Annotated in this window: 13 protein-coding genes; 9 read left to right on the forward strand and 4 right to left on the reverse strand. The window is 63.6% G+C overall.

The features are described 5' to 3' along the window. Position 1 precedes the first annotated feature (1 nt). The 3 genes from AB4037_RS15525 (at position 2) to AB4037_RS15535 (ending at position 3,034) form a co-directional block, all read left to right on the forward strand. Positions 2-1,150, forward strand: a complete 1,149-nt coding sequence (locus AB4037_RS15525) for an ABC transporter ATP-binding protein (protein WP_434959020.1) — start codon at positions 2-4, stop codon at positions 1,148-1,150. A 92-nt stretch (positions 1,151-1,242) separates the two neighbouring features. Next, positions 1,243-2,628 carry an NAD(P)/FAD-dependent oxidoreductase gene (locus tag AB4037_RS15530; RefSeq protein ID WP_441772131.1) on the forward strand — a complete coding sequence of 462 codons (1,386 nt, stop codon included), beginning with the start codon at positions 1,243-1,245 and terminating at the stop codon, positions 2,626-2,628. A 46-nt stretch (positions 2,629-2,674) separates the two neighbouring features. Beyond that, a complete protein-coding gene (locus tag AB4037_RS15535; RefSeq protein ID WP_322432494.1) occupies positions 2,675-3,034 on the forward strand; it encodes a cupin domain-containing protein in 360 nt (119 codons plus the stop codon). Here the strand turns inward: AB4037_RS15535 and AB4037_RS15540 are convergent. Next, the gene (locus tag AB4037_RS15540; protein ID WP_434959018.1) at positions 3,019-3,858 is read right to left on the reverse strand and encodes a YihY/virulence factor BrkB family protein; all 840 of its coding nucleotides are present in this window, start codon (positions 3,856-3,858) and stop codon (positions 3,019-3,021) included. The two genes, AB4037_RS15535 and AB4037_RS15540, sit on opposite strands and share 16 nt — an antisense overlap. Before the next feature lie 447 nt (positions 3,859-4,305). On the opposite strand from AB4037_RS15540, the gene AB4037_RS15545 reads away from it, so the two are divergent. Both AB4037_RS15545 and AB4037_RS15550 read left to right on the forward strand, forming a co-directional pair. Next, positions 4,306-5,019 carry a DUF1223 domain-containing protein gene (locus tag AB4037_RS15545; RefSeq protein ID WP_441772132.1) on the forward strand — a complete coding sequence of 238 codons (714 nt, stop codon included), beginning with the start codon at positions 4,306-4,308 and terminating at the stop codon, positions 5,017-5,019. A gap of 258 nt (positions 5,020-5,277) precedes the next feature. Further along, positions 5,278-6,207 (forward strand): threonine/serine dehydratase, encoded by a 930-nt coding sequence (locus AB4037_RS15550; protein WP_441772133.1) that lies wholly within the window; start codon positions 5,278-5,280, stop codon positions 6,205-6,207. Positions 6,208-6,218: 11 nt separating this feature from the next. On the opposite strand, the gene AB4037_RS15555 is transcribed toward AB4037_RS15550, so the two are convergent. After that, positions 6,219-6,794, reverse strand: coding sequence for a dihydrofolate reductase family protein (locus AB4037_RS15555; protein ID WP_434959015.1), 576 nt, complete (start codon positions 6,792-6,794; stop codon positions 6,219-6,221). A gap of 331 nt (positions 6,795-7,125) precedes the next feature. On the opposite strand from AB4037_RS15555, the gene AB4037_RS15560 reads away from it, so the two are divergent. Continuing rightward, the gene (locus tag AB4037_RS15560) at positions 7,126-7,641 is read left to right on the forward strand and encodes a winged helix-turn-helix transcriptional regulator (protein WP_434959745.1); all 516 of its coding nucleotides are present in this window, start codon (positions 7,126-7,128) and stop codon (positions 7,639-7,641) included. Here the strand turns inward: AB4037_RS15560 and AB4037_RS15565 are convergent. Then, on the reverse strand, positions 7,631-9,010 hold the full coding sequence (locus AB4037_RS15565) for a sulfatase-like hydrolase/transferase (RefSeq protein WP_441772134.1): 1,380 nt from the start codon (positions 9,008-9,010) through the stop codon (positions 7,631-7,633). The two genes, AB4037_RS15560 and AB4037_RS15565, sit on opposite strands and share 11 nt — an antisense overlap. 156 nt (positions 9,011-9,166) lie before the next feature. Further along, positions 9,167-10,069, reverse strand: a complete 903-nt coding sequence (locus AB4037_RS15570) for a LysR family transcriptional regulator (protein ID WP_434959013.1) — start codon at positions 10,067-10,069, stop codon at positions 9,167-9,169. Between the two features lie 162 nt (positions 10,070-10,231). Here AB4037_RS15570 and AB4037_RS15575 point away from each other — a divergent pair, with 162 nt between their 5' ends. The 3 genes from AB4037_RS15575 (at position 10,232) to AB4037_RS15585 (ending at position 13,377) form a co-directional block, all read left to right on the forward strand. Continuing rightward, a complete protein-coding gene (locus AB4037_RS15575; protein WP_434959012.1) occupies positions 10,232-11,593 on the forward strand; it encodes an ABC transporter substrate-binding protein in 1,362 nt (453 codons plus the stop codon). Between the two features lie 75 nt (positions 11,594-11,668). Then, positions 11,669-12,547, forward strand: a complete 879-nt coding sequence (locus AB4037_RS15580; protein WP_434959011.1) for a carbohydrate ABC transporter permease — start codon at positions 11,669-11,671, stop codon at positions 12,545-12,547. Then, positions 12,547-13,377: a carbohydrate ABC transporter permease gene (locus tag AB4037_RS15585; RefSeq protein WP_441772135.1), complete on the forward strand. Its 831-nt coding sequence runs from the start codon at positions 12,547-12,549 to the stop codon at positions 13,375-13,377. The genes AB4037_RS15580 and AB4037_RS15585 overlap by 1 nt, the downstream gene beginning before the upstream one ends. Position 13,378: the final 1 nt, after the last annotated feature.

The raw sequence follows: 13,378 nt of genomic DNA on the forward strand, positions 1-13,378 counted from the left end.
GATGTCCAACGCCGCAGCCGCCATCGCTACTCCTGCCGGCTCCCCTCAGGGCGCGGCCGGCGCCGCCATCGATATTCGCAATGCCAGCAAGCATTATGGCAACTTCACTGCGCTCGACGATGTCAGCCTCCATATCGAGCCCGGCGAGTTCATGACGCTGCTCGGCCCCAGCGGCTCGGGCAAGACGACCACGCTCAACGTGGTGGCCGGGTTCACCGAGCTCTCCAGCGGTGCGCTTGCCGTCGGCGGCGAGGACATCAGCGGCTTGCCGGCGCATAAGCGCAATATCGGCGTGGTCTTCCAGCACTATGCCCTGTTCCCGCATATGACGGTCGGCAAGAACGTCGCCTACCCCCTCGCCTTGCGCGGTGTTCCCAAGGGCGAACGCGAGGCGCGTGTCCGCCGCGCCCTCGACATGGTCAAGATGGCCGATTTCGCTCACCGCTATCCCAGCGAACTTTCCGGCGGCCAGCAGCAGCGCGTGGCGCTGGCCCGCGCCATCGTGTTCGACCCGCCGCTATTGCTGATGGACGAGCCGCTCGGCGCGCTCGACAAGAAGCTGCGCGAATGGCTGCAGCTCGAGATCAAGCGCATCCATCGCGAACTCGGCACCACCTTCGTCTATGTCACTCACGATCAGGAAGAAGCCCTGGTGCTGTCGGACCGCATCGCCGTGTTCAACCATGGACGCATCGAGCAGGTCGGCACCGGGCGCGAACTCTATGACGAGCCGGCCACCCTGTTCGTCGGCAAGTTCATCGGCGAATCCACCACCCTGCGCGGAAGCGTGGAGACCTCCGGCAGCGAGACCTGCCTCACCATTGCCGGGCAGAAGGTGGTTTCGCAGGAAAGGCTCGCCGACGGCCGGCAGCCGGTGATGCTGCTGCGGCCCGAAAAGCTCTCGCTCGCCCCGGCGGCCACGGGCGCGAGCGCCGGCCACAACAGCCTGTCCGGCCAGGTCAGCGAAGCGATCTATCTCGGCTCCAGCTCCAAATACCAAGTGGTACTGGCCGACGGCTCGGTCGCGATCGTGCGCGCGCCGCTGGAAAGCCGGCCCTTCGTCATCGGCGATGCGGTCGATCTCACCTGGGCGACCAGCGACGCCAAGCTGCTGGCCGACGACGAGCGCGCCGACCTGACCCTGACTTAAACGAACAGCGCCAACCTTTACCCTCGTCATCAAGGGGGTAAGCGCCACCTCCGCACCGCCATATTGCATCTCTTTTACGCGAGCCCCCCATCATGGACGTCAAAGTCAACGGCAACATCTCGTTCTGGTATGCCGATATCGGCGGCGTGCCCGGCTATCGCCCGGCGCTGCCGGGCGACCGCAGCGCCGATGTCTGCATCGTCGGCGGCGGCTTCACCGGGCTGTGGACGTCCTACTACCTGAAGAAGGCCAATCCCGGCCTCAACATCATCGTGGTCGAGAAGGAATTCGCCGGCTTCGGCGCCTCCGGGCGCAATGGCGGCTGGCTCTCGGGGGGCTTTGGCTGGTCACGCGAGAAATATCTGAAGACGTCCTCGCGCGGCGCGGTCGTCGACATGGAAGCGGCGATGCACGGCTCGGTGAACGAGGTGATCGCCGTTACCGAGCGCGAGGGCATCGACGCCGATGTCCGCCGCAACGACACGCTGACGGTGGCCGTCAACCAGGCCCAGCTCGGCCGCATCCGCCAGTCCTACGAGTATGAGAAGGGCTGGAGCGTCCCCGATGCGCGCATCAGCCTGATCGGCCGCGATGAGATGCGCAAGCGCATCGAGATCCACAATGTCGAAGGCGCCCTGGTGCATCACGACACCGCCCGCGTGCAGCCGGCCAAGCTGGTGCGGGGCCTCGCCGCCGTGGTCGAGCGCCTGGGCGTCTCCATTTACGAGCAGACCGAGGTCGTCGGTATCGAGAAGGGGGCGGTGACCACCAAGCGCGGCACCGTGCGTGCGCCGATCATCATCAGGGCGACGGAGGGCTTCACCGCCGGCATTCCCGGCTTCGAGCGCCTGTGGATCCCGATGAACAGCGCCATCCTGATGACCGAGCCCCTCAGCGAGGAGCAATGGAGCCGGATCGGCTGGAACGGCTACGAGCTCCTGGGCGATGCCACCCATGGCTATTGCTATGCCCAGCGTACCCGCGAAGGCCGCATCGCCATGGGCGGGCGCGGCGTGCCCTATCGCTACGGCTCGGCCACCGACATGCGCGGACAGACGCAGGATCAGACCATCGCGCAGCTCTACGCCATCCTGATGCGGCATCTGCCCCAGACCAAGGGCCTCAAGATGGAGCATGCCTGGTGCGGCGTGCTCGGCGTGCCTCGCGACTGGTGCACCACCGTCGGCCTCGACCGCAAGAACGGCATCGGTTGGGCCGGTGGCTATGTCGGCCTCGGCGTGTCCACCTCCAATCTGTCCGGCCGCACGCTGGCCGACCTGATCCTGGAGCGCGACACCCCGCTGACCCGGCTGCCCTGGGTCAACCGCTCCGTGCGGGAATGGGAGCCGGAACCCTTCCGCTGGCTCGGCATCCACTCGATGTACCAGCTCTATCACATGGCCGACCGGCGCGAGTCGGCAGGCCTCAAGCAGACCTCGCGCCTCGCGACCTTCGCCAACAAGATCACCGGGCGCTGACAAGCCCGGGTTTCATTTGCTTCAACGCGCCTCGATTGGAATGACCATGATCGACAGCCGAACTTTCGCCGATCTCACCTCCCTGGACCTCGGTCCCTTCGGACCCAAGCCCACCACCCTCAGCGAAGGCCAGGTCGAGGCGGCAAAAACCCTGTGGAAGTCCGAGGACGGCCTGATGGAAGTCGGCGTATGGGAATGCACGCCGGGCCGCTTCACCGCCTCGCGCGAACGCAATTCGGAAACCTGCCATATCGTGTCGGGGCGGGTATCGCTGCATGACGCGGGCGGCCAGACCCGCGAGGTGCGGGCTGGCGAGGCCCTGGTCCTGCCCAAGGGCTGGAAGGGCGAGTGGACCATCCACGAGACCACCCGCAAGCTCTACATCATGCATTACGACGCGGCGTGAACGCGTTTGTGGCGCCGCTCGGCCAGGATGGCGTTGATCTCCGCCCCGAGCAGGAACGCCAGCGCCACCAGCCACAGGAAGAACAGTGCCGCGAAGACGCTGCCCAGGCCCGCATAGAGCTTGGAGTAGGCGGCAAAGTCGCTGATATAGATGCTGAAGGCGTAGCCGCCGGCGAGCCAGAGCCCCATGGTGATCAGCACGCCTGGCCAGATCACGCCGAGCGAAGGGCGGCTCGCCACCAGGAACAGATGTACCAGGATGATGGCGCCGCCGAGCACCGCCGTGGTGATGCCATAGCGGGCGATCTCGATCAGTGCCTGCAGCGGTGCCAGCACCGGCGTGAAGCTGACCGCCGCCTGCCATATCACCGGCCACAGCACCACCAGCAGAGCGAGAGTGACCAGAGCCAGCGAGGCCAGCAGCACGAAGAACAGGCTCTGCAGCCGGCACCACCAGAAGGACCGCATCTCGACCAGGCCATAGGCCCGGTTGATGCCGACGCGGATGGCCTCGACGCCATTGCTGGCCAACACCACCGCCACGATGGCACTGACGGTGAGCAGGCCGGGGCGCGCCGTGCCCAGTACCCTGGTGACCTCGCGGGCGATCGGCTCGGAAACTTCATGCGGCCAGGTTTCGAACAGCAGGCGGACGATCTCGTTCTGCAGGTCGGCGGTGCCGAGCACGCCGGCCAGGGACGCCACGAAGATCAGGAAGGGAAACATCGCCGTGAGCAGGGACAGCGCCATATGGCTCGCCAGCGCGTAATCGTCATGCTCGGTGACCCGTTGCGTGAGATCGGAAATGAATTTGTACGCCCGCATGGGGCAATCATGCCATTCCATTCGAAGATTTACCAGGAAAGGCCACGAAACATCCCGAGAAAACGCTAATCGCACTGTGCTAAAGCGTTTTGTGATTTAATTGCCTTACGTCAACTCGCCAAGTCGCTCCAGCCAATCGGTAGGATTGGCTTGGAACCAAGGAGCGAGGGCCCACAAGCGTTCACAGCTGAACGCGCTTTGCTCTGGAGGACACGGGCGAAATCGCTCGATATCACACCCCTTCACGAATCGCGGAGGTGCCCCCTTCTCACCACTGTGTTACTCGCCCGTTCATCTTCGATGGGCTATGGCTTGCGGGTGTTTCTCACCGGAGCAAGGCACTTTTCAGCAAGAATGCGCCCTGCCCGCACTCCCTGTTTCAACCCGTCTTTGCGATTCCCGGCAGTTCGGCCAGATTGCAAGGCGCTTTAGGCCTGGACGAGATCGATGCGGCGAAACCTGGTTGCAGCGCTGTTGTTGCTGGCCGCGAGCAGCCCGGCGATGGCGCAGCCGCGGGCCGTGGTGGAGCTGTTCACCAGCCAGGGCTGCTCCTCCTGCCCGCCGGCGGACAAGATGATGGGCGAACTCTCCCGTGATCCCAGCGTCATCGCACTGTCCCTACCGGTCGATTACTGGGACTATGTCGGCTGGAAGGACACGCTGGCCGACAACACCTTCACCCGCCGCCAGCGCGCCTATTCGGAGGCACGCGGCGACAGGGCCGTCTATACCCCGCAGATCGTGGTGGATGGCGTGCAGCACGCTGTCGGTTCCAATGGCGAGGAAGTTCGCCGGGCCATCGAGATGGCCGCCACCCATCCCAGCGTCCTCAGCGTTCCCGTCGCCATTTCCGGCAAGAACGGTGCTTACAGCATCTCGTTGGGCAAGAGCACCCACAAGGGCGAGGTCTGGGTGGTGCCCATCGAGACGAGCGCGGAAGTCAAGATCGAGCGCGGCGAGAATACCGGCAAGACGGTGACCTATTCCAATGTCGTGCGCTGCTTCCGCAAAGTCGCCGATTATGATGGCAGTGTCGCCACGGTAACGCTGAAGCCGGACGTGACCAGCGCCCCGGGGGCCGACAGTTTCGCCGTGTTGGTGCAGGCCAATGCTGCCGGCAGGCCGGGCGCCATTCTCGGTGCTGCCCTGCACAAACCCTGACCTGCTGTTTTTGATCCCCATCGGCCCAAGGCGTTTCCCAGAAAAGTTGACAGGCTTTTCGATTAAGAAAACGCGTGAAAACAAAAAGTTGGAGAAAAAGTGCGATTCAGAGAAATCGCATTTTGCTCGCGGCGCTTTTCTCCTGCGACAATCCTCCCTATCTTCCGGTCTCCCACGCATCGTGGCGGCCGAGTCGTACAGGTGTGCGCTGGCCATTGCCCCGAATCCGCACCGACGCCCCCGCCTGACGAGCTTCAAATGATTGACCAGAACGATATTCGCGCCGCCTATCAGCGCGTCGCCTCCCATATTCGCCGCACGCCACTTCTCGACACCCAGGCGGGAACCTTCGGCCTCGCACATGGCGTACAGCTCAAGCTCGAATTCCTGCAGCATGCCGGCTCGTTCAAGCCGCGCGGCGCCTTCAACAACCTGCTGTCGCGCGACGTGCCGGCGGCCGGGGTCGCCGCTGCCTCGGGCGGCAATCACGGCATCGCGGTTGCTCACGCCGCCCGTGCTCTCGGCCACAAAGCCCGCATCTTCGTCCCGGTGATCTCCAGCCCAGCCAAGATCGCGGCGATCCGCGCCCGCGGGGCCGATCTCGACATTGGCGGCGAGCGCTATGCCGATGCTCTCGCCGCCTGCGAACGCTATATCGCCGAGACCGGCGCGCTCTCGGTGCACGCCTTCGATGCCTGGGAGACCATTGCCGGCCAGGGTACGCTCGGGCTGGAATGGGAGGAACAGGCCGGTGGGGCGCTCGATACCGTCCTGGTCGCCACCGGCGGCGGTGGCCTGATCGCGGGTATCGCGGCCTGGTTCGCCGGCAGGGTCAAGGTCGTTTCGGTGGAGCCGGAAGGCTCGCAATGCCTCAAGGCGGCGCTGGAGGCCGGCGGCCCTGTCGATGTCGGCGTGGAGAGCGTGGCAGCGGATTCGCTCGGCGCCCGCAATTGCGGCGCCAAGGTCTATGCCGTCGCCAGCCGCCATGTCGGCGAGGCCATCACCGTGCCGGACAGTGCCATCGTGGAAGCGCAGAAGCGCGCCTGGGCCGATGCCCGCCTCGCCCTCGAACCCGGCGGCGCCACCGCCCTGGCGGCCCTGGTCGGCGGCGCCTACCGCCCGGCACCGGGCGAGCGCGTCGGCGTGCTCGTCTGCGGCGCCAATGTGGACCTTGCGACCATCGGCTGAGGCCGTATGCCTCAGTTGCGCTGGCGCCGGTAGTGCAGGATGACGGCGCCGGTATCGAGCGGGCGGTTTTCGATCAGCTCCAACCCGAGCTTGGGCAGGCCTGGCTCGAACAGGCGCTTGCCATTCCCGAAGATCACCGGCGTCACCATCAGGCGATATTCGTCGACGAGATCGAGGCTGATGAGGCTGTTGGCGACGCCGGCGCCGCCGAAGCAATAGATGTCCTTGTCTGCGAGGCTCGATTTCAGCCTCCCGATCGCGGCGGCGAGATCCGCTCCCGCCAGGGCGGCGTTCCAGCCGGGAGCGCCGGACAAAGTGGAGGAGACCACCGTCTTGGGCAGGCGGTTCATCACCGCGGCATGGGGAATGCCGGCGGCGGGGCTGGCGGGATCGGTCTCGGCCGGCTCCCAGAATTCCTTGTTGAACAGGAAATTGGTGCGGCCATAGACGAGATGGCCGGCCCGCTCCAGGGCATGGCCGGACCAATGGGTTTCCAAATCACCCGACCACGCCGGCGGCACAAAGCCGTTCGGGCCCTCGATATAACCATCCAGACTCGTGAACATCGCCAGGACCAGTTTGGTCATCGTCATTCCTCCCAGGAATACCAGTTGTTATATGCAATCAGTTGCCTTCTAGCTCAACTACTCCTATTTTGCAAGCGGTCAAGCCATTTTACGATGGATGGTATCACCCGAAATCGTAAAGGCTCTTCCGCCAATCCGTTGGATCGGGTTGGAAACAAGGCGTTGGAGCGAACGAGCGTTCAGCCACGAGCGCGCTCTGCTCCAAGCAGAGTTTCCCAGTGAGGCGCTTGAATGGGGCTCGCCGGGAAACTCTGAACTATTTGATATCTTGCAGGTTCCTTTTGATTGCGCCCTGGGCTCGATCAAGAGGCCCCTGCTTGGGAGTGCGATGATGAATACGGCCTACCGGTCGGGATGCCCGATCAATCTGACGCTGGAAATGCTGGGGGACCGCTGGAGCCTGATCGTCATTCGCGATGTCATGTTCGGCAACCGGCGGCATTATCGCGAGCTCCTGACCCAGTCGGAGGAAAAGATCGCCTCCAACATCCTGGCCGACCGGTTGAAACGTCTTGTCGAAAGCGGCCTGCTCAGCCGCCGAGACGACCCCAGCCACAAGCAGAAGGCGATCTACAGCCTGACGGAGCCGTCTATCCAGTTGGTGCCACTGCTGGCGCAGATGGGCGCCTGGGGCCGCCGGCACACGCCGGCTTCACGCCGCTTGTCGATCCGCGCGCAATTGCTGGAGGAAGGCGGCCCGCCACTGTGGGAGGCGTTCATGGAGGAATTGCGGGCCCTGCATCTGGGCACGCCCGTGCCAGCCCGCTCGGTCCTGGCCGAATTGCAGGCAGCCTATCTGGCTGTGATGGCGCAGGAAGAGGGCGCGTCGGATCCCGTCAAGGCCTGACCGGATCGACGTCCCGCTCGGGATCGGCAAAGCCGATCAGGTCCTGCGGCTTCAGCCGGTACTGGCGGGAGTAACGGTCGGGCGCGTCGAGGATCTCAGGCGTGTGTCCCTCCTCGACCTCGGCTATCCAGGCGAGCAAGCGGGCCTTCAAATCGTCCGATATGCCGCGGAAGGCCGTCATGCCGACGAGGTTCACCATCTCATAGGGGTCGTTTTCGAGGTCGTAGAGATAGCTTTCGCGATAGACGTCCGAGCGGGGAGCTCCCTGGTCGTAGTCGGAGGTCACGCCATATTTCCAGCGCTGCGTACGCAGGGCCCGCCCTGTCTCCGTCTCGCTGATCTGGACGAGGATATCCTGCCGCCAGGGCTGCCGGGCATCCCGGATGACCGGCATGATCGACCGGCCCGCCATCGCGGCGGGTATGTCGAGGCCGGCGGCATCAAGCAGGGTCGGGGCAACGTCGATGGTGCTGAACAGGGCGCGGACCTGTCCGCCCGACATGAAGCCCGGCCCGGTGATCATGCTCGGCACCCGGATCGCGCTCTCATGGCAGGAGCGCTTATACTCGCTGTTGCGCGTCTTGAAATGGCAGGCATGGTCGGAGGTGAACATCACAATGGTGTCGTCGAGCATGTCCAGGCTCTTCAGGGCATCGATGAGCCGACCGAAAGCCTCGTCGAGGCGTTTCACCATGCCGTAATAACCACTCAGGTGCCAGGCGCTGCTGCCCTGGAGGCCGACGAGATCCGGCGGCGTCCACTGGCTGGCAGCCATGGCCTCCCGGTAGCCGTCGGGCGGGGGATAGTCGTCGACATGGTTCTGGTGATGCGGCTCCAGGAACGAGACGAACAGGAAGAAGGGCTTGTCCTGATGGTCGTCGCAATAGCGGATGGCGGCATCGGTCAGGGCATCGATCCGGTATCCCGGCAGTTTGCGGCGGCGGTCTTCGGTATCGAACAGCACCGCATCATAGGCATCGGACACGAATTCCAAAAGATTGGCCGCGAGCCAATTCTGGTAGCCGCCACGCTCATGCTTGGGCACGGGATCGGTGTCGCCCAGATGCCACTTGCCGATATAGGCGGTGTCATAACCGTTGCGAGCAAATTCCCTGGCGATGGTGACGGCGTCGTCAGGCAGGGGAATGCCGTTACGGAACACGCCGGTCTGCGTGGCGAAGCGCCCGGTTTGCATCGAGGAGCGCGCCGGCCCGCAAAGCGGCTGGCTGGTAAAGGAATTGTAGAGGTGCGTCCCCGCACGGGCGAGTCGGTCGAAATGGGGGGTGAGGCCCATCGGATTGCCGTGCACGCCCGTGGTATCGTGGCGTTGCTGGTCCGTGAAGAAGACCACGACATTCGGCTTTTTCATCCAGATCCCGCTCCAATTCGTCCGCTTTCGCCCTCGAAGAGTGAAGAGGGCGAGCACCGTCTGGATGGTTTAGCGGCTCGATTCAGACCCGGAAAATGATATTAACTCACCCCCACCATAACCTGACGGAATATCGCGACTACCCGCAAGCTCCGTTCACGCCAGTGTCCCCTGCTCGTCCACCAGTTGCTCAAGCAGGTCGAGCGAGCGGGTGAGGATCGGAAACTCGCTGGTCGAACGACGAAAGCAGGCGCCCGAGGCAAAGCGCCAGAACGGGTCTTCGAACAGGAGCTTTTTCAGGCCGGCGGCTTTGGCCATCGCCTCGACCTGCACCGGCGCCAAGGTGAAGTAGGAGGTGCCGCTGATGATCCGGAAGCTTGCCGCCAGGGTCTCCACCTCCATGACGATCTCGGGCGAGCGCAGGCGCCTGTCGCGAAAATAGGTCTTCAGGCGTTCGACCACGGTGCCGTCGCGCTTGTAGACGATCCAGCGGCGATCACTGAGGTCTCGGGCGGCCACGCTGTCCGACTGAGCCAGCGGGTCGTCGCCGCAGCAATAGACGCACATCTCGACATTGAACAATTGCCGGGTCTCGATGCCTTCCGGCGGTTCGCCGCGCAGGATGCCGAGCAGCAGGTCCACGCGCCCCTCCAGCAATTGCGGAAAGGTCGTATCGGCGAGGTTGTAGTCGAGGGTGAACCGTGTCTGCGGAAATTCCAGACTCAGCCTTTTCACCAGGTCCGGAGCGATCGCCATCTGATAGGACATGCCCGCCGCGATGGTGAACATCTCGACGCTGCCCTTGCCGAGCGCCCTGATCTCCTCGCGGGCGTGACGATGATGGGTTTCGATCGCCCGCGCGCGCTCGAGCAGTTTGCGGCCGGCGACTGTGAGTTCCATGCCGCGCGTGGTGCGGTGGAAGATCTGGCTGCCGAATTCGAGTTCCAGCCGGCGAATGGTCTTGGTGAGGGCCGGTTGCGACAGGCCGATCTTTTCGGCTGCCGCCGTGAGATTGCCCTCCCGCGCCACCGCGAGGAAAGCCTTGAGATTGCGATCCATGCCATTCCCAAAAGTTATGGATAGATGCACTCAATATCATTTTCCAAGCTTGGCGGCAGTACCTATCGTGCAATCCGGAGCGGGGCCAATTCCGGTTATGGGCGGAGCCTGGCGGCAGACTCCCGGCCGAGCGGTCGGAGTATCGGACAAGGGAGAACTCGAATGAGCCATCGGCATGCCAAACCCGCGATCCTCGCCGCCCTGTGCATGTCGATATCAGCCACAGGCGTGGCGAAGGCCGAGGCCCCCTTCGCGGAGGTTGGCAAACAGGCGCCGATCACGGTTCTGATCAATGCCTCGCCCTGGTACAAGGGCTTTGAAAAGGCCGTCGAACTGTACGAGGACCAGACTGGTAACGTGGTCAATCTCGAGGTTACGCCGTTTGACGGCATGCTGGAAAAGGCTCGCTCGGCCGTGCGCAACGGTGGCACCAGCCCGCTCGATCTGGTGAACATGAACGGCCTTTCGGCGGTAGAGTTCTATGAAGGCGGTTTTCTCACGCCGTTCACGGATATCGATCCCGATTTCAAATGGCCGAAGGAAGCCTACACCTATGGCGACAGCAATTGCTGGGACGCCGGGAAGCGATATCCTGATTGCAGCACGGGCAAGGTGATGGGCTTTTCGCCCAACGGCAATGTCCAGCTCTATTACTACCGCAGCGACGTCTTCAAGGAGAAGGGCCTCAAGCCGCCGGCAACCTTCGACGAGGTGCTCGCCGACTGCAAGCTGCTGCACAATCCGCCGGCCGCCTACGGCTATTTGCAGCGCGGCGAGAAGGGCAATGGCATCTTCTATGACTGGATGGCCTATATGCTCAGCTATGGCGCCAAGGCCGAGGCCGACCCCGCCCATGGCGACTACACGGTGACGATCAACAGCCCGCAGGCCAAGCTGGCACTCGACAAGTTCATCGAGATCAGCCGCAATTGCGGCCCCGCCAATTACGCGAGCCTGGGCCAGGGCGACGTCATCCAGCTCATGCAAACAGGCAAGGGCATGCAGGGACATGCCGTGGTCGCAGCCTTCCCCAATTTCGACGATCCGCGCAAATCCGCCGTTACAGGCCAGATCGATGCGGCCGTCCTGCCCAAGGCGAACGCCGAGGCGGAACCCGGCATCGCCATCGGCAACCTCATTCTGGGAGTGCCCGCCAATGCCTCGGAAGCCGGCAGGAAGGGCGCGGTGGCCTTCGCCAAATGGTTCCTGACCTATGAGGCGCAATATGCCTATGCCGAGGCGGGCGGCATTCCGGTGCGCAGCGACGTGCTCTCCTCCGACCTCAGGAACCGGCCGGAATTTCGCTGGATGCCGGCCTATCAGGATTCGCTGAAATATGGCCGCCAAGTCTTCTTCTATGCGGAAGGCACGGCCATCAGCAACAATGTCGGCCTGCGCATCAACCAGGCTCTGGTCGGGGAAATGAGTTCGGCCGCCGCCCTCAACCAGATCGCCCGGGACATGAAGGCCCTCTTCGAGAAGAACGGCCGCAAGACCGGCATGCTGCCACCCTTGCCGGAATGACCCCGACAATCGCACAGGGAACGGGAGGAAGCCGGTTGCCGTGACAACGGTGCCGCCATTCTGAAAGGGGAAAGTGTGTCCGATTTCGTCGACCGCCACCTCGCCTGGTTCATGCTGGGACCGGCCATGCTGGTCCTGCTGGCCCTGACGATCTATCCCGTGCTCAACCTGATGGCGATGGCGTTTGCCGACATCCGCTTCGAACAGGCGCGGGAAATCTGGACCTTCCGGCCTCTGGATAATCTGCGCCAACTCGCTGGAGATGAAGTCTTCCGGCGAGCCCTGCTCAACACCGTCGTCTTTGCCGTGGCGGCCGTCTGCCTGGAAATGCTGATCGGGCTGGCACTGGCCATCCTGGTCTCGTCGCTAAGCGGCCTGAAGGGGCTGGTGCGAACGGTGCTCATCCTGCCCGTCCTGATGCCGCCCGTGGCCATCGGCTCGATGTGGAAGCTGATGTACAATCTCGACTTCGGCGTGCTGAACCAGGCCGTAACCGCCATTGGCCTGCAGCCGATCAACTGGCTTGGATCGAGCTCCCTCGCTTTGATCTCGGTGATCATCGTCGACGTCTGGCATTGGACGCCCTTCGTCTTCCTCATCCTGTTCGCCTCGGTCGAGGGCATTTCGAAGGATATCGTCGATGCCGCCAGGCTGGATGGTGCGGGCAATTGGGACATCGTCACCCGGATCATCGTGCCCTTGATCTGGCCGCCACTGCTGGTGGCCGCGCTGTTTCGCATCATCATGGCCTTCAAGGTGTTCGACCAGGTGTTCCTGCTCACCTCGGGCGGCCCCGGCAATGCCACCGAGGTGGTGAGCCTCCATCTCTACAAGGTCTATTTCCAGGAGAACCAGCTCGGCTACGGCTCGATGCTGTCGCTGGCGATCATCCTGGCGCTGCTCTGCTTCATCTGGATCAGCCGGCGTGCCGGAAAAGCCATGGAAGCGCGCTGATGCTGGAGCTTCGCGGCAACTCCCGCGCCATCGGCTACGGCCTGATCGCCCTTGGCGTCTTCATCACGATCGCCCCCTTCCTGTGGATCGCGCTGCAGTCGCTGAAGAACGAGATCGATATTCTGCGTGGAAGCTGGCTGTTCGCACCGAACGGGTTCAACTACGCCGACGTGCTCTATTCGCGGCGCTCGGATTTTCCCGCCAACATCCTCAACAGCCTCATCGTCGCCGCGACCTCCACGGTCTCAGTGCTGGTGATCGGCACGCTGGCCGCCTATGCGCTGACCCGGCTGACCGTGAAGCCCTGGATCTCCAGATTGTTCCTGGGCTGGACGCTGATCTTCAACATGCTGCCGACGCTGACCCTGGTCGGGCCCTGGTACCTGATCTTCCGCCAAGTCGGGCTGGCAGGCTCGCTGACGGCCCTGGTGCTGACCCACATCACCCTCAATCTGCCGATGACGATCTGGATGATGATGGCCTATTTCCGGGAATTGCCGCAGGAGCTCGAGGACGCTGCTCGCGTGGACGGCTGCCGGCAGATCGACGCCTTCTGGCGGATCTTGCTGCCGTTGACGACGCCCGGCCTGATCGCGGCGGGCGTGCTGGCTTTCGTGTTCTCGTGGAACGAATTCTCGGTGGCGCTGACACTGACCGATCGATCGACGGCGACGGTACCGGTCGCCGTCGCCCGCTTCGCCCAGCAGTTCGAGGTGCAATATGGCCAGATGGCCGCCGCCTCGGTGCTGTCGACCATCCCTGCCGTAGTGTTGATGTTCTTCGGCCAACGCTTCGTGGTGCAGGGGCTGACCATGGGCGCCGTGAAATGAC

This window comes from Labrys sp. KB_33_2 (genome assembly GCF_052114505.1).
Classification (GTDB): Bacteria; Pseudomonadota; Alphaproteobacteria; order Rhizobiales; family Labraceae; genus Labrys.

Excerpts from the sequence above, each read along its gene's own strand:
- AB4037_RS15525 (WP_434959020.1), top strand. The coding sequence starts at position 2 with ATGTCCAACGCCGCAGCCGCCATCGCTACTCCTGCCGGCTCCCCTCAG.
- AB4037_RS15530 (WP_441772131.1), top strand. The coding sequence starts at position 1,243 with ATGGACGTCAAAGTCAACGGCAACATCTCGTTCTGGTATGCCGATATC.
- AB4037_RS15535 (WP_322432494.1), top strand. The coding sequence starts at position 2,675 with ATGATCGACAGCCGAACTTTCGCCGATCTCACCTCCCTGGACCTCGGT.
- AB4037_RS15540 (WP_434959018.1), bottom strand. The coding sequence starts at position 3,858 with ATGCGGGCGTACAAATTCATTTCCGATCTCACGCAACGGGTCACCGAG.
- AB4037_RS15545 (WP_441772132.1), top strand. The coding sequence starts at position 4,306 with ATGCGGCGAAACCTGGTTGCAGCGCTGTTGTTGCTGGCCGCGAGCAGC.
- AB4037_RS15550 (WP_441772133.1), top strand. The coding sequence starts at position 5,278 with ATGATTGACCAGAACGATATTCGCGCCGCCTATCAGCGCGTCGCCTCC.
- AB4037_RS15555 (WP_434959015.1), bottom strand. The coding sequence starts at position 6,794 with ATGACCAAACTGGTCCTGGCGATGTTCACGAGTCTGGATGGTTATATC.
- AB4037_RS15560 (WP_434959745.1), top strand. The coding sequence starts at position 7,126 with ATGAATACGGCCTACCGGTCGGGATGCCCGATCAATCTGACGCTGGAA.
- AB4037_RS15565 (WP_441772134.1), bottom strand. The coding sequence starts at position 9,010 with ATGAAAAAGCCGAATGTCGTGGTCTTCTTCACGGACCAGCAACGCCAC.
- AB4037_RS15570 (WP_434959013.1), bottom strand. The coding sequence starts at position 10,069 with ATGGATCGCAATCTCAAGGCTTTCCTCGCGGTGGCGCGGGAGGGCAAT.
- AB4037_RS15575 (WP_434959012.1), top strand. The coding sequence starts at position 10,232 with ATGAGCCATCGGCATGCCAAACCCGCGATCCTCGCCGCCCTGTGCATG.
- AB4037_RS15585 (WP_441772135.1), top strand. The coding sequence starts at position 12,547 with ATGCTGGAGCTTCGCGGCAACTCCCGCGCCATCGGCTACGGCCTGATC.